Origin of the sequence: Natronomonas aquatica, assembly GCF_024449025.1 — an archaeon.
GTDB lineage: Archaea > Halobacteriota > Halobacteria > Halobacteriales > Haloarculaceae > Natronomonas > Natronomonas aquatica.
This window is the reverse complement of sequence record NZ_JAHLKM010000003.1, coordinates 1-21,348: the sequence shown is the minus strand read 5'-3', so window position 1 is coordinate 21,348 and position 21,348 is coordinate 1. Positions and strand designations below refer to the sequence as shown.

27 protein-coding genes are annotated in these 21,348 nt (G+C 66.2%); 15 read left to right on the top strand and 12 right to left on the bottom strand.

The window, feature by feature from the left end; translation table 11 throughout:
• Positions 1–38 precede the first annotated feature (38 nt).
• Both KM295_RS03925 and KM295_RS03920 read right to left on the bottom strand, forming a co-directional pair.
• Entirely contained in the window at positions 39–2,222 is a 2,184-nt protein-coding gene (locus KM295_RS03925) for an LUD domain-containing protein (protein WP_256028574.1), read from the bottom strand.
• Positions 2,219–2,743: an LUD domain-containing protein gene (locus KM295_RS03920; RefSeq protein WP_256028573.1), complete on the bottom strand. Its 525-nt coding sequence runs from the start codon at positions 2,741–2,743 to the stop codon at positions 2,219–2,221. Before KM295_RS03920 ends, KM295_RS03925 begins: the two co-directional genes overlap by 4 nt.
• 130 nt (positions 2,744–2,873) lie before the next feature.
• On the opposite strand from KM295_RS03920, the gene KM295_RS03915 reads away from it, so the two are divergent.
• Entirely contained in the window at positions 2,874–3,332 is a 459-nt protein-coding gene (locus tag KM295_RS03915; protein ID WP_256028572.1) for a DUF2240 family protein, read from the top strand.
• Complete coding sequence (locus KM295_RS03910; protein WP_256028571.1) at positions 3,322–3,723, top strand: DUF7993 family protein; 402 nt, start codon at positions 3,322–3,324, stop codon at positions 3,721–3,723. The genes KM295_RS03915 and KM295_RS03910 overlap by 11 nt, the downstream gene beginning before the upstream one ends.
• Here the strand turns inward: KM295_RS03910 and KM295_RS03905 are convergent.
• On the bottom strand, positions 3,673–4,338 hold the full coding sequence (locus KM295_RS03905) for an HAD family hydrolase (protein WP_256028570.1): 666 nt from the start codon (positions 4,336–4,338) through the stop codon (positions 3,673–3,675). The two genes, KM295_RS03910 and KM295_RS03905, sit on opposite strands and share 51 nt — an antisense overlap.
• Positions 4,339–4,429: 91 nt before the next feature.
• Between KM295_RS03905 and pyrF the strand changes: the two genes are divergently transcribed.
• A complete protein-coding gene (pyrF, locus tag KM295_RS03900) occupies positions 4,430–5,245 on the top strand; it encodes an orotidine-5'-phosphate decarboxylase (protein WP_256028569.1) in 816 nt (271 codons plus the stop codon).
• 9 nt (positions 5,246–5,254) lie between these two features.
• On the opposite strand, the gene KM295_RS03895 is transcribed toward pyrF, so the two are convergent.
• Positions 5,255–5,473, bottom strand: a complete 219-nt coding sequence (locus KM295_RS03895; RefSeq protein ID WP_256028568.1) for a hypothetical protein — start codon at positions 5,471–5,473, stop codon at positions 5,255–5,257.
• Positions 5,474–5,563: 90 nt separating this feature from the next.
• Here KM295_RS03895 and KM295_RS03890 point away from each other — a divergent pair, with 90 nt between their 5' ends.
• Both KM295_RS03890 and KM295_RS03885 read left to right on the top strand, forming a co-directional pair.
• Positions 5,564–6,244, top strand: coding sequence for a phosphoglycolate phosphatase (locus tag KM295_RS03890; RefSeq protein ID WP_256028567.1), 681 nt, complete (start codon positions 5,564–5,566; stop codon positions 6,242–6,244).
• Positions 6,245–6,276: 32 nt separating this feature from the next.
• Complete coding sequence (locus KM295_RS03885; protein WP_256028566.1) at positions 6,277–6,591, top strand: cupin domain-containing protein; 315 nt, start codon at positions 6,277–6,279, stop codon at positions 6,589–6,591.
• A gap of 22 nt (positions 6,592–6,613) precedes the next feature.
• Here the strand turns inward: KM295_RS03885 and KM295_RS03880 are convergent, their stop codons facing one another.
• Complete coding sequence (locus KM295_RS03880; RefSeq protein ID WP_256028565.1) at positions 6,614–7,288, bottom strand: MogA/MoaB family molybdenum cofactor biosynthesis protein; 675 nt, start codon at positions 7,286–7,288, stop codon at positions 6,614–6,616.
• Between the two features lie 91 nt (positions 7,289–7,379).
• On the opposite strand from KM295_RS03880, the gene KM295_RS03875 reads away from it, so the two are divergent.
• From KM295_RS03875 to KM295_RS03865, 3 genes are read left to right on the top strand one after another with little or no spacing between them, the layout of a single operon-like run.
• A complete protein-coding gene (locus KM295_RS03875) occupies positions 7,380–8,435 on the top strand; it encodes a zinc-binding dehydrogenase (protein ID WP_256028564.1) in 1,056 nt (351 codons plus the stop codon).
• A 37-nt stretch (positions 8,436–8,472) separates the two neighbouring features.
• Positions 8,473–8,778, top strand: coding sequence for a DUF7977 family protein (locus KM295_RS03870; protein ID WP_256028563.1), 306 nt, complete (start codon positions 8,473–8,475; stop codon positions 8,776–8,778).
• A 54-nt stretch (positions 8,779–8,832) separates the two neighbouring features.
• A complete protein-coding gene (locus KM295_RS03865) occupies positions 8,833–10,098 on the top strand; it encodes an MmgE/PrpD family protein (protein WP_256028562.1) in 1,266 nt (421 codons plus the stop codon).
• Positions 10,099–10,106: 8 nt separating this feature from the next.
• On the opposite strand, the gene KM295_RS03860 is transcribed toward KM295_RS03865, so the two are convergent.
• Entirely contained in the window at positions 10,107–10,319 is a 213-nt protein-coding gene (locus tag KM295_RS03860) for a hypothetical protein (protein ID WP_256028561.1), read from the bottom strand.
• Between the two features lie 208 nt (positions 10,320–10,527).
• On the bottom strand, positions 10,528–11,121 hold the full coding sequence (locus KM295_RS03855) for an NUDIX hydrolase (RefSeq protein ID WP_256028560.1): 594 nt from the start codon (positions 11,119–11,121) through the stop codon (positions 10,528–10,530).
• 171 nt (positions 11,122–11,292) lie between these two features.
• Here KM295_RS03855 and carA point away from each other — a divergent pair, with 171 nt between their 5' ends.
• From carA to KM295_RS03840, 3 genes are all read left to right on the top strand, one after another.
• Positions 11,293–12,351 (top strand): glutamine-hydrolyzing carbamoyl-phosphate synthase small subunit, encoded by a 1,059-nt coding sequence (carA, locus tag KM295_RS03850; protein WP_256028559.1) that lies wholly within the window; start codon positions 11,293–11,295, stop codon positions 12,349–12,351.
• A gap of 145 nt (positions 12,352–12,496) precedes the next feature.
• Entirely contained in the window at positions 12,497–12,727 is a 231-nt protein-coding gene (locus KM295_RS03845) for a G protein-coupled receptor family protein (RefSeq protein ID WP_256028558.1), read from the top strand.
• Complete coding sequence (locus tag KM295_RS03840; protein ID WP_256028557.1) at positions 12,709–12,972, top strand: bacteriorhodopsin; 264 nt, start codon at positions 12,709–12,711, stop codon at positions 12,970–12,972. The genes KM295_RS03845 and KM295_RS03840 overlap by 19 nt, the downstream gene beginning before the upstream one ends.
• 219 nt (positions 12,973–13,191) lie before the next feature.
• Here the strand turns inward: KM295_RS03840 and hmgB are convergent, their stop codons facing one another.
• On the bottom strand, positions 13,192–14,529 hold the full coding sequence (hmgB, locus tag KM295_RS03835; protein WP_256028556.1) for a hydroxymethylglutaryl-CoA synthase: 1,338 nt from the start codon (positions 14,527–14,529) through the stop codon (positions 13,192–13,194).
• Positions 14,530–14,753: 224 nt separating this feature from the next.
• Between hmgB and KM295_RS03830 the strand changes: the two genes are divergently transcribed.
• Both KM295_RS03830 and KM295_RS03825 read left to right on the top strand, forming a co-directional pair.
• Positions 14,754–15,044 (top strand): UPF0175 family protein, encoded by a 291-nt coding sequence (locus tag KM295_RS03830; RefSeq protein ID WP_256028555.1) that lies wholly within the window; start codon positions 14,754–14,756, stop codon positions 15,042–15,044.
• The gene (locus KM295_RS03825) at positions 15,045–15,560 is read left to right on the top strand and encodes a PIN domain-containing protein (protein WP_256028554.1); all 516 of its coding nucleotides are present in this window, start codon (positions 15,045–15,047) and stop codon (positions 15,558–15,560) included.
• A 48-nt stretch (positions 15,561–15,608) separates the two neighbouring features.
• On the opposite strand, the gene KM295_RS03820 is transcribed toward KM295_RS03825, so the two are convergent.
• From KM295_RS03820 to KM295_RS03805, 4 genes are read right to left on the bottom strand one after another with little or no spacing between them, the layout of a single operon-like run.
• Positions 15,609–17,633, bottom strand: coding sequence for a type IV pilin domain-containing protein (locus KM295_RS03820; RefSeq protein ID WP_256028553.1), 2,025 nt, complete (start codon positions 17,631–17,633; stop codon positions 15,609–15,611).
• Positions 17,634–17,642: 9 nt separating this feature from the next.
• Positions 17,643–18,836: a hypothetical protein gene (locus KM295_RS03815; RefSeq protein ID WP_256028552.1), complete on the bottom strand. Its 1,194-nt coding sequence runs from the start codon at positions 18,834–18,836 to the stop codon at positions 17,643–17,645.
• Positions 18,837–18,873: 37 nt separating this feature from the next.
• On the bottom strand, positions 18,874–19,455 hold the full coding sequence (locus tag KM295_RS03810; protein WP_256028551.1) for a DUF2150 family protein: 582 nt from the start codon (positions 19,453–19,455) through the stop codon (positions 18,874–18,876).
• 52 nt (positions 19,456–19,507) lie between these two features.
• Positions 19,508–19,819 (bottom strand): MTH1187 family thiamine-binding protein, encoded by a 312-nt coding sequence (locus tag KM295_RS03805; RefSeq protein ID WP_256028549.1) that lies wholly within the window; start codon positions 19,817–19,819, stop codon positions 19,508–19,510.
• Positions 19,820–19,917: 98 nt separating this feature from the next.
• Here KM295_RS03805 and KM295_RS03800 point away from each other — a divergent pair, with 98 nt between their 5' ends.
• Together KM295_RS03800 and KM295_RS03795 are read left to right on the top strand one after the other, a co-directional pair.
• A complete protein-coding gene (locus KM295_RS03800) occupies positions 19,918–20,823 on the top strand; it encodes an alpha/beta fold hydrolase (RefSeq protein ID WP_256028548.1) in 906 nt (301 codons plus the stop codon).
• A 99-nt stretch (positions 20,824–20,922) separates the two neighbouring features.
• Positions 20,923–21,288 (top strand): hypothetical protein, encoded by a 366-nt coding sequence (locus KM295_RS03795; RefSeq protein WP_256028547.1) that lies wholly within the window; start codon positions 20,923–20,925, stop codon positions 21,286–21,288.
• Positions 21,289–21,348 lie beyond the last annotated feature (60 nt).

The window sequence follows — 21,348 nt, the reverse complement described above, 5'->3', positions numbered from 1 at the left end:
CCGTTTCGATCCGAACCGAAGGCCGACACCGAACGCGTCTATCGGGCGTCGGGATCCAAGAGCGTGATCGGATGCGGCGTCTCGTCGTCGGTCAGCGCCGCGATCTGCTCGCCACAGGAGGTCCCGCTGGCGACGACGGGGCCCGTCTCGGGGAGCTGGTCGTCGAGCCGCGAGGCGACCTCCATGCTGAGTTCGTAGTACTCGGATTTGTACCCGAAGCTCCCGGCCATCCCGCAGCACTCGACGTCGGTCTCGGTGACCTCGTAGCCGGCCCGCGAGAGCACTTCCGTGGTGTAGGGATCCAGTTCGAGGGTCCGTTGCTGGCAGTGGCTGTGGTAGGTGAGTGCCTCGCCGTCGACGGTCGGAAGCGCGTCCACCTCGGCGCCGTTCTCCAGCAGGCCATAGAGGTACTCGAAGAGTTCGTAGCTGACGTCGGCGATGCGGTCGGCCGACTCGGCGGGCAACAGCCGCTCGTACTCGTTTTGGAACATCGCCAGGTCAGAAGGCTCGATAACGACGATGTCTCGGCCCGCGTCGATGTGTTCCGACAGCGCCGCATACACCGCGCTGGCTTTCCCGTCGGCGGTGTCGATCATCCCCTGTGAGAGGGGCGCCCGCCCGCTCTCGGGGACCGACGGGATCCGGACGGAGACGCCGAGTTCCTCCAGTACCCGGACCGCGGCCCGGCCGCGCTCCGGGCTGAAGTAGTTCGTATACAGGTCCGGATACAGCACGATCTCCCGGTCGGCGTCGGGGTTGGGGTTCGGCCGCCCGGCGGCCCACTCGACGAGCGTTTCGTCGGCGAGCGTCGGCAGTTCCCGTCGGCTGTCGATGCCGGCGAACCGATCGAGGAGCTTCTGGACGGTCCCGGACTCGATCGCGGCGTTCGAGAGCGTCGGCGCGATCGAGCCGAGTTTCGCGAACGTCTCGATGTTGCCGAAGACCCGCTTTTGGATGTCCAGCCCAGAGGGTTCCTCGTCGGGTGTCAGCCCGTCGACGAGGAAATCCATCGATTCGGGCTCCCGGGAGTGGTTCAGTCGGTCACGGACGACCGTGTTGATCCAGGGGATGTCGATCTTGACCGGACATTTGGGGACACACTGCGAGCAGCCGGTACAGAGGTCGTTCATGTCGGCCGCCGAATCGAGGCCGTAGACGCCGGCCTCCCAGCCGGTCCCGATCCCGCCGGAGTATGTCTCGCCGCCGAAGGCGTGGCCGCCGGTCGACTGGAAGTTCGCACACGCGTTCGAGCAGGCCCCACACCGGATGCAGTACAGCGTCTCCCTGAGGTCGTCGTCCTCGCGCATCGCCATCCGGCCGTTGTCGATCAACACGAGATGGAAGGATCGGTCCTCGGCGGGTCCGTAGGTGTCGGTCTCGAAGTCGACCGAATCGGTCTCGACGGGCGGCGTCAGAAGCGACATATAGGAGGTGATGTCCTGTCCAGTCCCCGTTTTGGCGATCAACTCGACGAACGGCTGGAGATCCGAGACCGTCGGAACGAGCTTCTCGATACCGGCGACGGCGATGTGGGCCGGCGGCGTGACGGCCGTCTTCCGGGCGTTGCCCTCGTTGGTGACCAGACAGATGGTCCCCGTCTCGGTGACGACGAAGTTCGCGCCAGTAAGGCCGACGTCGGCGTCGCGGATCCGGTCGCCGACGCGCTCGCGGGCGAACTGCGTCAGCTCCTGTGGGTCCGCCGAGAGCGGCTCCTCTAAGTCGAACATCTCGTTGAACAGTTCGGCGATGTCGGGCGGCGAGCGATGCATGGCCGGACCGACGAGATGGGAGGGTGTCTCGTCGGCCTGCTGGATGATGAACTCCCCGAGGTCGGTCTCGGTGATCTTATAGCCCGCCGCCTCGAGGTGGTCGTTGAGCTCCAGTTCCTCGGTCGTCATCGACTTGCTCTTCGCGATGTGGTCGGCGCCGCGGTCGGCCATGACGCCCTCGATGTACTGGTTCGCGTCCTCGGCGTCCTGGGCCAGATAGACCTGGCCGCCGTTTTCCTCGACGGCCTCGGTGACCTCGTCGATGCGCTCGGGGAGAGACTCGATCGCCTCCTCTTTGATCCGTCTGGCCTCCTCCCGGTACTGTTCGTAGGGTTCGAAGCTATCGATCACCGCCCCGGTTTTGTCGCTTTTGCCGCGGACGCTCTCGGCGACGTTCTCGCCGTCCGTCTCCATCACGCGGCGGATCTTGTCGGCCTTCTCGCTCCGGCTCATGCCTCGATCACCACGATGTGGACCTCGGTCGGCCCGTGGACACCGGAAACGAGACCGCCCATATCGCCGGTCGCGCTGGCGCCCGTCTCGAGTACGCGGGTGGCGCCCGCGGTTCCGTTTTCGCGGGCCTCCCGGACCTGCGTCTCGAAGCGATCGAAGGCCGCCGTCGCGTCGGGGACGATATCGTCGGCCTCGAGGATCACGATGTGGCGCGGGGGATAGAGACTGACGAGTTCGTCGCCGCCGGGTCGTGACTCGACGGTGACCGTCCCGTAGTCCGCGATGGCCGTCCCGGCCTGTGTGACGCCCGTCTCGGCGGCGGAGAGTTCCTCGACGGAGGGGTCGGTGTCGACGACGGTATCCTCGAGGGACACCGATTCGGACGGTAACGGCGCGCCGACGGCGGGTTCGGCAACGAGTTCGGCGAGCGTCTCCTCGAACCCGTCGGGATCGGTTCGGGTGCAGCTATCGACCGTCTCCATCGCGGAGTCGGTGAACTGCGCGACGATGTCTGTGCCCATGAGCGGCACAAAGGACTGAACCGTCTTGGTGTTTGCGTCCTGGGTCGGGCCGGCGGGCTGACGGCGATAGCTTCCCGGGGACCGATCGGTGATCGACGGCTATTTCCTCCCGGGAGTGCAGACCGCTGGTATGAGTCTCCGGACGGCGATCGCGGCCCCGTTCCGGGAGGCGGGGGGGCGCGAGATGGGCGAAAGCGCCTTCGTGGTCGCGCTCTCTTTGGACCGCGATTGGTTCTCGCCGGATCAGGCCAAACGGCTCGTCGACGTGGCCGCAAGCGAGGGGCTGATCCGGCGCTCCGACGGGCAGGTGACCGCCCAGTTCGACCCACAGGAGACGACGGTTCCGGAAGGGTTCCGCCCCGACGAATCGATCCTCCGGGAGCGGTCGACCTTCGAGCGGGTCCTCGATGCGCTGACCGAGGCGGGCCATGAGAAGCAATCGGCCGTCGCCGCGATCAACGGCCTCCAGTCAGAACTCGGCGTGACGATCGAGGCGGCGGCGGTCCTCTATGCCCACCGACAGGGGATCGACGTCCGAGAGCAGGCCCGCACCGCGCGATCGAAACTGGGGGACGACGATGGTTCGTGACGAACTCACCGACGGCAAGCAGATCGGCCAGCTTCTGTCATCGGAGATCCACGGCCACGAGCGGGGTACGCTCGGGAAACTCTCCGTCACCGAGGCCGACGCCGACGTCGAACCGACCGTCGAGGGCGCATTCGCCTACGGGATCGACGTCGGGGGGAGAGGCGGCGACCGGATCGCCTCGGCGTACGTCCACCCCGACCGGCTCCGGGTGAAGTTCGAGGTCGGCGTCGAAACGGCGCGGAAGGCCGCCGAGGCCGACGGACTCCGCGTCCGACCGAAGGCGAGCGAGCCGCCGCTGACGATCGTCTTCGTCGAGAACGGGGCCGAAGTGAAGGCCGCCTCAGGTGTCCTCGGGGCCGTCGTCGAAGAGTTCCTCGATCAGACCGACTAGGGAGGCGAGATCGTCCCGATCGACCCTCGCCACGGCCTCGGGGTGGGCGTCGGGGCCGCCGTCATAACAGACCTGTACCGGACGGAACCCGGCCGCCGCCGCGCCCGCGATGTCCCGTTCGGGATCGTTGCCCACGTAGACCGCCCGTTCGGGTGAGACGCCGAGCGCGTCGGCGATCGCCTCGAACGCCCGGCGATCGGGTTTCGGCGCCCCGATCGGGCCGGTGACGACGGTCGCATCGAAGGCATCGAGCCAGCCGAGCCGCCGGAGTTTGTCCCGCTGGGTCTCGCCGGGGCCGTCCGTCAGCAACCCGATCCGGTACCGCCTCCGGAGCGTCCAAAGCAGTGACTCGGCGCCCGCGACCGGCCGTAGCGCCTCGCCGACGGCCTCCCGGTAGGCCCGCGTCATCTCGGGGGCGTCCTCGCCGACGAGCGCCTCGAAGACGGGCTCTCTGGTTCGGGTCCCGCTGTGTTCGCGGTGTGCTTTCCGGTACGCCGCCCGATCGAACGAAAGCGTGACGCTGGCCCGGTCGGCGGCGGCCGAAAGCAGCGTCTTCCGGTCCCGATCGGTGACCGCGAGCGTGTCGTCGAGATCGAACACGACGGCGCGTGACACGGTTCGGGGGTTGGTTCGCCCCCAATATATATGGTCCGGCGGGCGGCGGCGAACGCCCGGTATTTTTGTCAGCGCCCGCCCGAGGATCCCCATGAGCTTCTTCGAGGACCTCGCCGCCCGCATCGAGGCGGCCGACAGCGTCGTCTCGGTCGGCCTCGACCCCGACCTCGACCGCCTGCCGTCGTTTCCGGCTCTCGACACGGACCTCCCGCGGTGGGCGTTCAACCGCCGGATCATCGACGCCACCCACGAACACGCCGCCTGCTACAAGCCCAACGTCGCCTTCTATGAGGATCCCGACGGCTGGCGGGCGCTCGCTGAGACGATCGTATACGCACACGGGAAGGGCGTACCCGTGTTGCTCGATGCGAAACGCGGCGACATCGGCAACACGGCGCGACAGTACGCGACGGCGCTCGACGACGACGGCCTCGGGGCCGACGCGATCACCGTCAACCCCTACATGGGCCGGGACAGCTTGGAGCCGTTCCTCTCGCGGAGCGAGAAGGGCGTCTTCGTCCTCTGTCGGACCTCAAACAGCGGCGGGAGGGATTTTCAGGACCTCGACGTCGGCAACGGCAAACCGCTGTATCAGTACGTCGCCCAGCGCTGTGCGGCGTGGAACGAGAGGGACAACGTCGGGCTGGTCGTCGGCGCGACCGCCCCAGAGGAACTCGAAGCGGTCAGGGATCTCGTCGACGTGCCGTTTCTCGTCCCCGGCGTCGGCGCCCAGGGCGGCGACGCGGCGGCGGCCGTCGAGTACGGCCTCGCCGACGGCGTCGGACTCGTCAACTCCTCGCGCGGGATCATCTTCGCCGGCGAGGGTGCCGACGACGGGGCGGCGTACTTCCGGGCGGCCGGCGACGCCGCCAAACGGCTCAAGCGGCGGCTGAACGAGCATCGGTGAGTCCCGGGCTCAAAACCGGTACTCGTCGACCCCATCGGGATAGCCCTTCTCGCGGCCGTCGTTCCGATCGGAACCACCACTGTCACCGTCACCCAGCTCCGAGAGACACAGCGTACAGAGGCCCGTCGGCTCGTCGTAGTGGTGGGCACAGACGAGCCGGCTACAGCGGTCACAGCCGTCCTCGACGGACTCGGATTCACAGAGCTCACAGAGCCCGGCGACGCTCATACCGGCTGTTCGGTCCCGATCGGCCTAAAGCTATCCCCGGCAACCGGGGCAGGACGGGGCTTTGATACGTCGAGGGGGCCAACCAGGAGCATGGTTCCGCCGCTCGTGGCCGACATCGACGGCACGCTCACCCGCCCCGACAAGTCGATCGATCTCCGGGTCCTCGATCCGATCCGAACCTGGGAGGCGCCGGTCGTCATCGCGACGGGGAAGGCCTTCCCGTATCCGGTCGCCCTCTGTGAGTTTCTCGGGATCGAGATCGCCGTCATCGCGGAGAACGGCGGCGTCGTCTTCCTCGAGGCGGCCGACGAGGTGGCGTACAACGGCGATCCGGAGGGGGCGGCGGCCGTGGCGGCCGAGTACCGCGAGGCGGGCCACGAACTCGGCTGGGGGGCGGTCGATCCGGTCAACCGCTGGCGGGAGACGGAGGTAGCCGTCTCTCGCGACCAGCCCCTCGAACCGCTCGTCGAGATCGCCGAGCGCCACGGGCTGGCCGTGGTCGATACCGGGTACGCCTATCACGTCAAATCCCCCGCCGTCGACAAGAGCCGGGGGCTCGAGGCCGTCGCCGGGCTGCTGGGACACGAGCCCTCCGAGTTCGCCGCCGTCGGCGACTCCGAAAACGACGCCGAACTGTTCGAACGCGCCGGCCGCTCCTTTGCGGTCGCGAACGCCGACGGGGCCGCGAGGGCGGCGGCGGATACCGTGACCGACGGGAGCTTCGCCGACGGCTTTCTGGAAGCGCTCGAACGGCTCCACCCGAGCGCGTGAGGTTTTAACCGCCCGGCGCCCGACCGTCCGGTATGTCGCTGAACGAACTTCCCGACCTTTCTCCGGCGGCCGGTTCGGTCGAGACCGCCGAACTCGTCGTCGAGGATGACGTGCTCGTAAAGCTGTTCGCGCTCGGCCCCGGCGGGGCCTTCGATCCCCACGTCCACGACGACTGTGAGAACGTCTTTCACCTGCTGGAGGGTGAAGTGATCGTCACACAGGACGGGACCGAGGAGACCGTCGCCGCGCCGGCCGTCGTTCACAATCCCCGGGGTATCGAACACGGCGCGAGAAACGAAACCGACGGGCGGGCGCTTTTGACCGCGAGCCTCTGTCCGTTACCCTGAGGCCGCTTTCGAACGCGGCGGTTCACGCGCCGTTTCCGTCGCCCTCCGATTCCGTCCCGTTTTCCGCCTCGACCCCGTTTTCGGTTTCCGCGTCGTCGCGCCGCGCAAGCCCGGCCAGATGCGGCGCCTCCTCGAGGACGATCGATTCCGTGCCGAGTTCGACGGCGTTCTCGCTGCCCGGGAGACAGAAGACGGGCGTCCCGTCGGCGATCCCGGCCGTCGCGCGCGTGCCGACGACCCTGGTTCCGATCTCCTCCCGCGAGAGGCTCCGGAACAGCTCCCCGAAGCCCGGGAGGCGCTTGTCGAACAGTTGCTCGGCCGCCTCGACGGTCACGTCGTCGGGCGTGACGCCGGTTCCGCCGGTCGTGACGACACAGTCGACGTCCCCGCGGTTCGCGAACCGGTCGATCGTGTCCTGAACGCTGTCGTAGTCGTCGTTGACGAGTTCCCTGACCGCGACGGCGTGGCCGGCGGCCTCGAGGCGTTCGATGATCGCGTCGCCGGCCGCGTCCTCGTCGATCCCGCGACTCGAGGAGACGGTCAACACCGCGAAGTCGAGTTCGGAGATGTCGTGTCGGTGATGGTCGTGGCCGTGATCGTGATCGTGTCCGTTCCCGTGGTGACCGTGACCGTGATTGTGATCGGGATCGCCGTCTTCCCCGTCACCGCGGTTGGAGTCGTCGCTTGCGTCGTTCATACAGCCCCCTGGACCGCCGGATCGAAAAAAGCCGTGGGAGGAAATCCGGGATTCCGCTACTGTTTTGCACCCGCCGGACACAGGAACGGGTATGAAGGCCATCTTTTACGAGGAACATGGCTCGACCGACGTACTGCAGTACGACGAGTTCGACGATCCCGAGGTCGGCCCCGAGGAGGTCCTCGTCGACATCAAGGCCGGCGGGCTGAACCACCTCGACGTCTGGACCCGCAAGGGCATGCCGAGCCCCGAGGAACTGCCCCACATCCCCGGCAGCGACGGGGCCGGCGTCGTCAGCGAAGTCGGCGAGCGCGTCACCCGTTTCGGGGAAGGCGACCGCGTCGTCGTCGATCCGGGGCTCTACTGTGGGCAGTGTGAGTTCTGCCGGAAGGGCGAACAGTCGCTGTGTGTCGACTACAGGATGATGGGCGAGCACGTCCGCGGCGTCCACAGCGAACTCGCGGCGATCCCGGAGGACAACCTCATCGAACTCCCCGAGGACGTTGACTTCGTCACCGCCGCCTCCGCACCGCTGGTCTTCCAGACCGCCTGGCGGATGCTCACCACCCGCGTCGGGATCGACCAGTCCGACAGCGTCCTCGTGTTGGGCGCCTCCGGCGGCGTCGGCCACGCCTGCGTCCAGATCGCCGCCAACGAGGGGTGTGAGGTCTTCGCGACGGCCTCAAGCGAGGAGAAACTCGAACTCGCCCGCGAGTGTGGGGCGGACCACCTCATCAACTACGAGGAGGAGGACTTCGCCGACGCGGTCAAAGAACTCACCGACGGCCGCGGCGTCGACGCCGTCGTCGATCACGTCGGCGAGGCGACGTGGGACAACTCCCTGAGCGCGGCCGCCCGCGGCGGCTCGGTCGTCACCTGCGGGGCGACCTCGGGGATCTCCCCGGAGACGAACATCCCGAAGGTGTTCTGGAAACAACTCGACATCCTCGGCTCGACGATGGGGACGCCCGGCGAGATGGACGAGGTGATGGCGAAGGTCTTCGACGGGACCTTCGAGCCGCACGTCCGGGACGTGCTGCCGATGAGCGAGATCGTCCGCGGCCACGAGATGCTCGAATCCCGCGAGGGGTTCGGGTCGGTCGTCGTGGTCCCCGACGAGGAGTACGAGGCCGGCACCTACGAGTGATGCGCGTCGATCGAGCGTCGGCGGTCAGCGGGCGGCGATGAACGACGGCGACCGGGACACGCCGGGGGATCGGGAAAACGACGGAGAGCCCCGGCCGGAACGCGACACCGGAGGCTCGGGGGCGAGCCACCCCGAGACCGCCGACCGGGACTTCGACTGGCGTGGGTGGACGCTGGTCGCCGCGATCTTCGTCGCCTTCCTCCTGGTGCCCGGGATCATCTACGTGTATCCACACGCACCCTCGGCGGTGGGGCTGTCCTTCTGGGACACGTACCTCGTGTTGCCGATGATACCGGCGATCCTGCTCGGGGCGCTCGCGGTGTGGGCGACGACCCGACCCTGAACGCACCCGGTGCGGCCACGGAACGCTTTTTTATGCGCCAGCCCTCTCGACGGTATGACTTCGACGGAGACGATCGCCGAGTTCGTGGCCGAGGTGACCTACGATCGGCTCCCCGAGGAGGTCCGCGAGGCTGCGAAGCGACGGCTCCTCGATGGCCTCGCCGTCGGACTCGGCTCCCACGGGGACGGGCCGGTGGCGGCGATCCGTGACGGACTGGCGACCGACGGAAACGGCGGCGCGTGTCGGGTGTGGGGCTCGCCGTCGATTGCCGACCCCTCCCGGGCCGCGATGGCCAACGCCGCCGCGGTCGCCGCCGGCAACGGGCCGGTCTTTCCGTCCTCGACGCCCGCGCCGATGGGGGGCTCGATCGCGGCGGCGCTGGCGGCGGCCGAGGCCCGCGGGACGGCCGGCGAGGAGACGATCGCCGGACTCGCGGCCGCGCTCGAACTCCGCGGGGAACTGGCGTGGCACGCGCCGCTCGACGGGTTGCACCCGGCCACCCACACGGCGGTCGCGGCCGCGGCCGGCGCGGGCCGTGCTGCTGGACTCGAAGAAAAGGAACTGGCCGACGCCGTGGGGATCGCGGCGAGTCGGGTGACGCTCGGGGTCGGAACCGAAAACGAAGACGGCGACGGGGGCCTCACACCGGTCGCGACGGCCAACGCGGCGGCCGCAGGGGTAAAGGCGTGCTCGCTCGCCGGGAGCGGTGTCCACGGACCGGACGGGTTCGCCGCCCCGAACGGGTGGCACGACCGCCTCGGACCGTTCGAGCTCGACTTCGACCCCGGCTGTGAGCGCGTCCGCGACGCCGCGACGTTGCCGTACGACGGGGGCCTCTACGCACAGCCGGCCATCGAGGCCGCGATCGACCTCGCGAGCGAGATCGCGCTCGACCCCGCCGACGTCGAGTCGGTTGCGGTCGAGACGGTCGGCGGGGAGGTACCCGGGGTCGACGCCGAACGGATCGCGGCCGCCCTGGTCGATCGGTCGCTCCCGATCTACCGGGGCGATCGGGCGGATCTGTCCCCGATCGCCGAGGCGACGTCGGTGTCGGTCGCCGACGGGGCGTCCGATCGGACCGACGCCGGGAGGATTCCGGCCCGCGTGGCCGTCGAAACGTACGACGGCGGCGTCTACGAGGCGACAACGGAGCGGTTCGAGGGACACCCGGCCGCGCCGGCGTCGTGGGGACTCATAACGGAGAAGTTCCACGCCCTCGCCGGCGACCGCTATGACCGCGACCGACGGGAGGCGATCGTCGGGACAGTCCGGGGCTTCGAGGCCGAGAGCCCGGCGGAACTCGCCCGGTTGCTCGATTGACCGGGCGGTCAGTTCCCGGACGACGGGGGGTCGGAATCCTCGTCTCGGGAGCCGGATTCGGATCCGGATCCGGGCCCGGGGGGCGCGACGACGCCGCAGGTACGGGCGTAATACCGGAGCTGGGACCGCGGGATCCCCGCGAGTTCCGCGGCTTCGGCCTCCGAGGCCGCGCCACGGACGTACAGCGAGACAGCCTCCCGAACGTCCGGATCGTCTATCATGGCTGTGTTCGTATACTACCGAATCGTACGTAAGTCTTTATCCGGTACAATAAAACAAACAGTCATATACAAGCCGAATTTGATATATTATTCGTATTATATTGTGGGTCGAAACGACTGTCGGAAGCCTCGACGCTCGCGTCGTTGTCCGGCGGCCCCCTCGAATACGACCGACCCGCCATACGGACACTTAAAAACGGACCCCTATTCAATCGTCGGCGAAGTCGCGGCGCATCGCGATCTCGAACCACGGACAGAGCCGGAGTTGCCGGTACCACTTGGGGTGTTCGTAGAGTCGCCGGTAGGGGACCCACATCAGGCCCGCGACCTCCGTCTCGTCGGGGACGAGCGTGCGGTCTTCGAGGGTACACTGCAGCACCGAACAGACTTCCCACTCGAGGCCCTGATCGAGGTAGTAGCGTTTGTACTCGAACTTGTCGGTCACCCGGAGGTCGTCGTACTGCCCGGGCGTGATCCCGAGTTCCTCCTCGAAGCGTTCTTCGGTCGCCGCCAGCTGGGTCTGGCCCTCCGTGGGGTGGGACGCGACGGTCCCGTCCCAGTAGGTATCCCACAGCCGCTTGTCCGGGGCCCGCTGCGCCAGGAGAACGTTCCCGTCGCCGTCGAAGACGAGCGCGGTGAACGCGCGGTGTCTGATCCCGTCGCCGGTGTGGGCCTCGAGTCTATTTACCGTTCCTGTCGGCGTGTCGTCGGCGTCGACGGCGACGACGTCCTGTTCGGCGTTCTCGTGGTCCTCAGGGGCCTCCGATCCCGACCCACCGGGATCGATGTCGTCCGTGCTCATAGCCGAGCGAACGGGTGACTCGGTTAAGGTCCCTTCGACTCGAGAGGGGCGATAGCCGACCGGTCGGCGGGAAGGGACGCTGTGCCGGTACACGGTCGAGGAGGCGGGGACGGCGGGCGGACGATCCCGGAACACAAGGGTTAATTGCGGCTGTAGCGTACGAATCCGGTAATGACGGACGCCTACGTGGCGCTGGAGGACGGGCGGGTCGTCGAGGCCCGCGCCCGCGCCCCCGGTCGCACTCGCGGCGAGCTGGTGTTCACCACGGCCTACACCGGCTACGAGGAATCGCTCACCGACCCCAGCTACGAGGAGCAGATTCTCACCTTCTCGTACCCGCTGATCGGCAACTACGGCGTGCGGGAGGAGCGCTTCGAGTCCGACCGCGTCCACCCACGGGGCGTCGTCGCCCGGGATCTGACCGAGGACGTCGCCGAGTGGCTCGAAAACGAGGGCGTCCCCGCCGTCGACGAACTCGACACCCGCGATCTCGTGACTTCGATTCGAGAGCAGGGCGCGATGAAGTGCGGCATCGCCGCCGGCCCCGACGCGACCGCCGCCGACGCCGAGGTCGAACTCGACGCCTGCAAGGCGATGAGCGACCACACCGACATCGGCTCGCGGGTCTCGATCGAGGAGTCGGTCACCTACAACCCCGACGGCGACGGGCCGACGGTCGCGCTGATCGACTGCGGCGCGAAGGGCTCGATCGCCAGTTCGCTCGTCGAGCGGGACGCGACCGTCGAGGTGGTCCCCTACGACGCGACCGTCGCGGACGTCGAGGCGGTCGATCCGGACGTGCTTTTCATCTCGAACGGCCCCGGCGATCCCGAGAACTTCGAGGCCGCGGCGGCGCTCGTCGAGGAGTACGTCGGCGACACGCCGTTGGCGGGGATCTGTCTCGGCCAGCAGGTCATCGCCAACGCCCTCGGCGGCGAGACCGAGAAGATGGAGTTCGGCCACCGCGGCGTCAACCAGCCGGTCCGGGATCTGCGCTCGAACAAGGTCGTCATGACGACCCAGAACCACGGGTACACGGTCGCCGAGCCGGGCGACCTCGAGGTCACCCAGATCAACGTCAACGACGACACCCCCGAGGGCCTCGAGAGCGACGAACTGGAGATCATCACCCGACAGTATCACCCGGAGGCCAACCCCGGCCCCCACGACACGCTCGGGTTCTTCGACGACGTGCTCGCGCTGGCCGATCCGCCGTCGGCCGAGCACTGAGAGTTGCGGATTTTTCCGCCATCGAGCCGGATTTCCGGCCGTTTCGGTGTTCGCTTTCGTGGGCGCGATAACGGCGGTCTTCGGGGCCGTCGTCTGCGGGATCGTGTCGTTTGGAATCTGAGGGTACACCGTCGGGGAGCGGACGGTGTTCATTCCCCGGTACATCGACCGGATCCCCACGACGCCGCTCATCGTGCTGTTTCTGTGGCTGTTGGCCGGGATCGAGCGCTTCGCGCTGTTCGGGATCGGTCCGGTCGCGTTCGTCGGACTCCTGTGTTACCTCTACGGACCGATGGCGCGCCGTGTCAGGGGAAAGACGGACCGCATCGAGAGACGGACTGCATCGAGAAACTGTACGTGCGACTCCGGAACCTGACGGCGGTGCTTTGGTCGATCTATCCGTTGATCTGGATACTCGGGCCGCCGGGACTGAACCTGCTGATACCGACGATCGACATCGCGCTCATCACGTACCTCGATCTGGTGACGGAGGTCGGGTTCGGCTTGATCGCCCTCGATGCGAGCGCCACACTCCGCTCGGAGTTCGGCGTCTCGCTGGCGGGCACGGAGACGGGCGCGATGATGAACACCACGGACCGGACGCCGGCAGTCGACGACTGACGGGGAACCGCGGAGGGAACGTTCTGCGGTTTCTCGCGGTTCATTCCTTCGCCGTTCGTCGGTTCCGAGGCTTCGCGTTCGCTCAGCCTCGCTCTCTCGCGGGTCGCCCCCGCTCCCCGCTCGAGGTTTTCGAGGACTCCCTGCGGTCGTCCTCGCTACCTCACGGCTCACGCTGTTCGCCGCTCGTTATCCTCGAGGCTTCGCGTTCGCTCAGCCTCGCTACTCCACGAACCGGTACTTCCGCTCGCCCATCCGACCCCAGCCGTCGAAGGCGAACTCGGCGTCGGGTGTCGTGAACTCCTCGACGGCGGACTCCTCGTCGTAGTTGTGGGCGTCGTGGACGTCCTCGTACTCCTCGAAGGATAGTTCGTAGCGGGACGCGAGCTGTTCGTCGATGTTCAGCGCGTCGATCTCCTCGAGCCAGTTCTCCTGGACCGTCTCGACGTGGATCTCGGCCTGGGCCCCCGAGCCGTAGGAGCCGACGAGCAGCCGCTTGCCGACGGCGTCCTCGCCGGCCTCCGCGAGCGATTTCAGCCCGGAGACGCGGGCGACGTGGACCGATCCGGTGTACCAGTTGCCGACGCGTCTGGAGAGATCCAGCGTCGGATCGATCGTCCGCTCGTACCACTCCCGGTACCGTTCGGTGTCCTTCAGCGCGTCGGTGTACTCAGAGAGCGCCTCCATGTAGGCCTCGTCGTCCTCGAACGCCTCGGAACGGGGCTGGCGGCCGATCTCCTCGGCGAGTTCGTCCTCGATGTCCGTATCGCGGGTGATGTGTCTGTACGCGAGGACGCCCGCCTTCCGAACCATCCCCGGGAACGGCGTGTGGAAGGGTCCGAGCCGGAAGTCCTCGGCGTGGATCTTCCCGCCGACCTGCTCGTAGTCGACGAGCGCCTCGCGCATCCGGGCGAGATAGACGTTCACCGAGCGCTTGCCGTCGACGCTGGGGAACTGCTGTTGAGGCTTCAGGAAGTCGGTCTCGTCGGCCGAACCGTATCCCTGTTCGGTCGAGAGTTCGACGAGATCCGGGTCCTCGTCGATCAGCATCGCCACCGCACCGGCGCCCTGGGTCGCCTCGCCGGGGTCGTCGCGGGCGTACAGCGCCGTGTCGGTCGCGACGACGAGCGCCGCCCGGCCACGGTTGCGTCCGGCCTTGATCCAGTTGTACGCGTCGTCGATGCTCTGGGTACCCGCCACGCAGGCGAACTTCCGTTCGCCCTTGTTGGCGTGGTGCAGATCGCCGTCGAAGACCTGCTCGAGACAGCCGCCGATGTACGTCGAGACCGGCTTGGAGTGATCGAACGCCGACTCGGTCGCGACATCGATCCGGCCGATATCGTCGGGTTCGAGCCCCTTTCGCTTCATCAGCCGGTGGGCCGCGTTGGCGCCCATCGTGACGATGTCCTCGTAGGTGTCCGGGAAGGAACTGGCGTGCAGTCCGAGCCCCTTGGTGTACTTTTCGGGGGCGTCACCCATCTCGGGGGCGAACGTCTCAGCGAGATCGAGTCTGAGTTTGCCCGTATGAATCTCGATGCCGTCGATGCCGACGCCTGTCATGGTCGGAAAGGTCGCGAAGGGAGTATATGTTTTTGTCGATGGTAGATTCGACAGATGACGTATATAGCAGTGACAGAGTCGGTTCGTTTCTCACGTGGTCCGAGGAACCCCAGACCAAATCGGTTCGACATTCGATCTCGATCCGCGACATCCGCCCGAATCCGGGCGACGATCCCGGTAACGATACCGAAGTATTTGTATACAAAGAATACTTTGTAAACATTATGGGGACGATCTCTGCTCGGGTGCCCGACAAACTCGAAACCGAACTCGAAACGTATCTCGAAGCCGAAAAGCTCGACCGGAGTACCGCCGTCCGGAAACTCCTCTCGGAGGGCCTCGAGGAGTGGCGACGCGAGCGTGCGCTCGAATCGCTGGCTGCCGGCGACGTGACTGTCAGCAAGGCGGCCGAACGCGCCGGGATGTCGGTGTGGGATTTCGCACAACTGGCGAAAGAGCGTGATATTACGTGGGTCGACGGCGACCACCTCGAGGACGACTTAGAGGCGCTGTGAATGTGGGTCTTCGACGCGACGCCGCTGATCTACCTCGCGAAAGCCGAGCGGCTGGTGTTTTTAAAAGATCTGGACGGGCCGCGCCTGATCCCTGAACCGGTTTATATCGAAGTCGTCAGGACGGGCATCGAGGAAGGGTATCCAGACGCCCGTCGGATCGAACGACTCGTCGATGACGAAGTGTTTCAAGTCGTTACCGTTGAGGAGACAAACACATATAAGCGCCTGCTGGAAAACAACCGTCTCAGCGAGGCGGACGTGTCGGTTCTTTCATGTGCAAAAAGGCGGGATACCGTCGCCGTCATGGACGAAACCTACGGGCGCGACGTAGCCGCGACGGAGGGAATCGAAACGCGAGGGACGGCGTTTCTCGTGTTATTACTGGCGAAACAGGGCGTGATCGACTCCGAGACGGCGCGGGGGACTATCGATGCGATGTTGGATGCTGGGTGGTACTGTGCGCCGGATGTGTATGCGAAGATCCTCACAAATCTCGACAGGATCGTGGAATCGTGATACTACCCGGAAGGCGTTGAAAAGTGGGATCTGAGATACCTGGTATCGTCAGTTAACAACACACGTCATCTGGGTTTCTGTCAACGTTCCTCCCTGTGTCGTGATCGTCCCGCTGCAGGTCCGAGACTCCCCGTCAGCGTTCTCGACAGTCATTTCGATGTTGATATCCCGGGCGTTCATATTGACAGCGTCGAACGTGTACGTCGTCCCAGTCGTATCCGTCAGCGCGTTCGGATCGTTGACTAGTTCTGTCCCCCTGCTCGTTTCGGCGAACAGTGTCACACCAGTCGCATCGTTTGTCGTGGTATACTCGAAGGTGAGTTGGTCGTTGTCATTACCCGAACCAGCCGACGTGACGTCTATCGAGGTGAACTCCGGTGGGTCCGGATCCGCCGTCGTGAACGTCAGCGTGCTACCGGTATCACTCCCAGCGTTGTTCGTCTCGGCGACGGCGCGGAACTCGTAATTGGTGCCGCTACTGAGACCAGAGATGGTCGCGCTGAAGGTCCCGGGTGCACTCAAGCTCTCCGGCGTAGTCGATGTCCACGCTCCCCCGACTCCGACTTCGCGGTACTCGAAGTACACGTCGACGTTGTTCGCAGTTCCCGTGTCGGTCAGTTCCCCGTTCAGCGTCGCCGAAGAGCCGCCGATCTCGGTTGCATCTTGGGTCGTGACCGTCGGCGGCGTGGATCCGCCACCGGACTCGACCGTGATCTGTGTGGCGTCCGAATCGTCGTCGCTGCTCACCGTCGCGGTGTACGGCGAGTCGTTGTGGGCGTTGTTCGGAGTGGTCCACTCGAGCGTTATCGTCTGGTTCGCGCTGCCGGCGAGCGTCACGCTCTGTGAGTCCTCGGTCGCTCCGTCGATATCCAGTCGGACCGTCTGAGTGCCCTCGATACCCTCGGTGTTTTCGATCGTCGCGTCGACGCTGACCGTACTGCCGGAGTTGACCGGCGAGTTTGTACCGTCGATCGTGACGTTGAAGAAGGGAGGCTCTCCGACCACGAACTCTCCGCTCTCGCCGTCAGTGACGGCGTTGTCCGCCGCGGCGGTCGTGAAGTAGTTGTAGCTGTTCGCGTCCAGCTGTCCGACGTCGAAATCGACCGTGAGACTCTCGCCGCTGATCTCACCGGGCGTCTTCGTCTCCTGGAAGACGGTCGCCTTGCTGTCCCGTTCTTCGACTATCAGCTCCACCCCGAGCCCGTCCGTCTCGATGTTCGCGGATTCGGTGACGGTGACGCTCGACTGGTAGGTGTCGTTGGTGGTCCCGTCGGATAGCCCCTCGACGGCGGTGACCGTGATGTTCGCCTGTTTTTCGGTGACGATGACCGTCTCCTCGGCGGTCCGGTTGTCGGTCGAGGCGCCGATCGTGTACGTGTCGGGGGGGTCACCTGAAGTGTCGTAGGTGAACGTCCTGCTGGCGGTATTGCCCGGAGAGAGAGTGACCGACTCCGTCCCTTCGACGGCGCCGTCGAACGTGAACTCGACGTCCTGTGTTCCGGTATCGATACCGGTGTTCTCGACGGCGACGTCGACCTCGAGGGACTCCCCCTGTTCGACCGGGCTGTTCGTGTCGGTGATCTCGACTTCGAAGAACGGTCCCGTCGCCGTCAGTTCCAGAGTCGTCCGTCCGGCGATCGTATTCGAGGCCGTATCTACCAGTAACACCTCGACGGTATCCCCCGAAAGGCCGTGGTCGCGCTGCCAGCTGTCGCCCGCTTCGAACCAGGTGGTGTTTGTGCCGCTGCGCTGTGTGAACGACGCGAGGTCGTAGCGCTCTGTCGAGTCGCCCCGCAAGACGACCTCCAGGTCGGCGACCTCGAGTCTCGATCCGCCGGCGTGTTCGAGCGTTACGGTGTCTTTGGTCGCGCTCCCCTCGAGGTCGATCTGTGGGGCCGTCTCCGTCTGGCTCGTGACGTTCAGGGTCATCGCGACGCCGACCGTCAACGCCAGTACGATGACGATACCGGTCAGCATGAGCACGCCGACGGTTTCGGACTGTCCGCGCTCCGACGCTGTCGTCGGGAAGGGGGTCGGACACCGATCGAAACCGAGCCGGTGGAGTATCGACATGGATAGATGTTACAGCCCGACGAAGTACACCGCTGACTCGCCCGTCTCGAGTTGGAAGGTCACGACGAACCAGCCGTTATTACTCGGGTTTCGGTCGAACTCCATCTCCACGTCGGTCGTCGTTTCCCCCTCGATCGAAAGGTCCGGGTCGAACTCCTCGTACTGCCCGCCGATGAGAAGCGTCGCCGAGTCCGGCTCGCCCGCGACCCGGACGGTCGCCTCGGTCGGCTGGTTCTGTCCCGGACTGTCGTAGAAGTTGATCCGCCCCCGGGTAAAGTTGTTCGTCCCGGCGGTGTTGTTGAACGTCAGCGTCGCGGTCGAGCCGCTTACGGTTTCGCTCTCGAGCCGTATGTTGCCCGGGGCGGCAGGGTTGATCTCGTTGACACCTCCGCTGCGCGGCGACCCGGGCGTCGAGCCGAGTCCGACCGGGCCGGCGTCGATCGCCCATTCGTCGTCGAGCGTAAGCGTCAAATTCCGGCCCTGTGCGCCCTCGGTGACCGAAATATCCGCGGGATCGAGTTCGCCGCTGAGGATCTCTTCCCACTCCGATTCGGAGAGTTCGGTCGGCAGCGTGACGACGATATCCTCGCGTGTGGTTCTGTCGGTCAGCCCCGCCTGGGGCTCGATGGCGACGGCCCGGCTGCCGCTCTCGTCGAACTCGGTCGGGACGGGGACGATCTGTATCGTGTTGCCCTGGATCAGCCGCTGGCCCGTCAGCTGGACGGAGCTGTCGCCGAAGTCGTGATACGCCACCGAGTTCTCGTACCGGAGGACACCGGCGCTGTTGTACTCCGAGTAGGTGGGGTCGTAACTGACGATGCGGGACTCGGTTATCCCGCCGGGGAGGACGTCGTCGGTGATGTCGGTTCCGCTCTGTGTCTCGACGACGATCGGGCGGGGCTGGTCGGTCTGAAACGTGCCGCTGGGTGGAGGGGGGTTTATTGCGAGGAGCCGCGGCGGGAACTGCGTGCCGAGTTCTATTTCTGCGTAGCCGTCCTGTCCGGTGGTGTACGTCGAGAGCAGTTCGTTCCGAACCCCGACCATGTCGTTTTGGACGCGCTGGTTGTGGTTGAACTCCACTTCGGCGTTCTGGTTGGGGACGACGAACGCCTGATACGTCGAGAACGCGGTGATCAGGATGGCGAAAAGCAAAATCGCGCCGACGAGGACGGACTGTGCTCGCTCGTCGACACCGAAATCCATACTCGGATAACGGAACTCGCGAATAAAAACGTACGCCCTATTCGTCCGCCTCGACGACCTCGGGGTCGGCGAGGGCACGCCCCAGCGAATCGAGCCCGTTGACCCAGTCGGCCACGAGCCCGTATTCGATCTCCTCGGCGATCTCCATCGGCAGCTCCTCGCCGTCGACGACGAGCGTCCCGGCTTGCACGCAGTGGGCGAGGGCGGTGTCGAGATCGTCCTCCTCGGCTTCGGCCGCGGCGGCGGCCCGGAGGTGTTCCTCGACGGAGCCCTCGGCGGGACCGCCGACGATGTACTCCTCGGCGGTGTACAGCGCACAGACGAGCGAGGTCTGGATCCCGTCGACGAGCGTGAGCTTCTCCTCGTCGTCGATGTCGGCCTCCGAGAGGACGATCTCCCGGACCCGATCTAGTTCCGCGGCGGCGGCGTCGGCGTCCTCGAACTCGCCGTCGCCGTAGTCGGCGATGATCTTCGCGATCGCGATCGTCGCGTCGTCGAGCAGATTGAAAAACAGCCGCGCGGAGTCGTCGCTTTCGGGGTCAAGCTCCTCTTCGCGGAGCCTGTCCAACCAGTTGTTCCATCGTTCGTCCGTGTAATATTCGCCGGGAGGCGTGCTCATGCCCGAAGATACGGGTGCCCGGGGATATGCCTTTTCCTTGCCTCGCTGGGGGCTATTTCCCGCTTCGTGCCTCCCGTCCCAGCTCCCGTTCGACCGCCTCTACTTTCTCGCGGGCGCGGGTGTCGCTGGCCCGCTTGTCGTCGATTTTCAGGAACGTGCTGACCCGATCGCCGTCGACGGCCTTGTGGGCCGCGCCGACCGCCGAAAGCAGCGTGTCGATGTCGTCGGCCTCGATGACCGTCCCCATCGGGTTCGTCTCGTAGTCGACGTCGAACGCCTCGAGGGCCTCGACGGCGGCGGCGACCTCGCTCGCCATGCTGTCTTCGATCACCGGTGCGACGGACAGGAGTGCGATCACGCTCATATGTGTCCGTGGGAGGTCGACCGGCATATGGGTTGTCGTCGGAACCCCGGTCGATCCGGGCGAAAAGCCCTAATAGCGGCCGGGATCGACCAACCGATATGGGAAGCGAAACCGCCGGCCCCCGGCTCCGACGGCGGCGAGTCGAGGCGAACGGGCTGACCTTCGAGTGTCTTTGCTCCGGCGACGGCGACCGGCTGGCGCTGTGTCTCCACGGCTTCCCCGACAACGCCGGCTCGATGGACCCGATCCGCTGGCGGCTCGCCGAGGCGGGCTTCACTGCCGTCGCCCCCTTCATGCGTGGGTACGCACCGACAGATCCCGCGCCGGACGGGGATTACTCCGGGCGAGCGCTAGGGAAGGACGCGGTCGAACTCGCCGCCGCGCTCGGTGAGGAGTTCGGCACCGACGACGCCGTCCTCGTCGGCCACGACTGGGGGGCAGCCGCCGCCTATGCGGCCGAGTGGATCGATCCCGACGCCTTCTCGAAGCTCGTCACGCTTGCGGTCCCGCCGGGGTTCGACGCGCTGTTGTACGAGTATCCCCGACAGGCGCTCCGGAGCTGGTACATGTGGTTCTTCCAGTTGCCCGACGTCCCCGAGCGGGCGCTCCGGTGGCGGAACTTCGCGTTCATCGACTTTTTGTGGGGGCTGTGGAGTCCCGGGTGGGACTACCCCGAGGCCCGGATCAACGACGTCAAGGAGACGTTCCGCGCCGAAGGGACCGTCGAGAACGCCCTCCAGTACTACCGGGATACGATGCGCCCGCCGCTTCCGCGAGTCGGGGAAGATCGACCCACGCTGGCGGACGTACCGCCGATCGAAACGCCAACGCTCGTGATCTCCGGGGAACGGGACGGCTGTATCTCCCCGGAACTGTTCGAACACGCCGACGAGATCGTCGGGGAGTGTCGGGTCGTTCGCGTACCCGGCGCAGGCCACTTCATGCACCAGGAGCGACCCGACGCCGTCGGCGAGGAGATCGTCGCCTTCGTCTCGGATCGCTGAGCAGGAAGCCGAGCCGTCGATACGTTCGTTCGGTGAAACAGTCGGTATCGATGTGCGAGACATCAACAACTTTTTTATAGAGGGTTCGTAATCGCGCCCATGAGCGCCGAACCGCGAGCGAAGCCGGGGCGAGAGAGCATCTCGCGGGCTGTTTCGAAGCCTTCGAACACGCTGGTGTTGCTTCCACACCTCCACGACCACGACGTCGGCGTCTGTCTCGACCTGCTGACGGTCGCCGAGCCGGCCGAGGAGAACGTGTTGGCCGTCTCCTTCGAGGAGACCGCGGCGGACAAATCGCGCCGCTGGAGCGAGGGCGTCGGCACCCAGCCGCGCGAACTCGCCGTCGTCGAGGTGTCCCCATCCGACGACGTCGCGTCGCTCGCCGAGACGATCAGCGGACAACTCGCCGAGTGGGAGTCGAGCGACGCCCGGACCGTCGTCTGCTTTCATACGGTCGTGCGTTAGTTTTTACCGGGAATTACGGGCAGAGATAGTTCCAGATATTCGGTTCAGCAACGGTGGAAA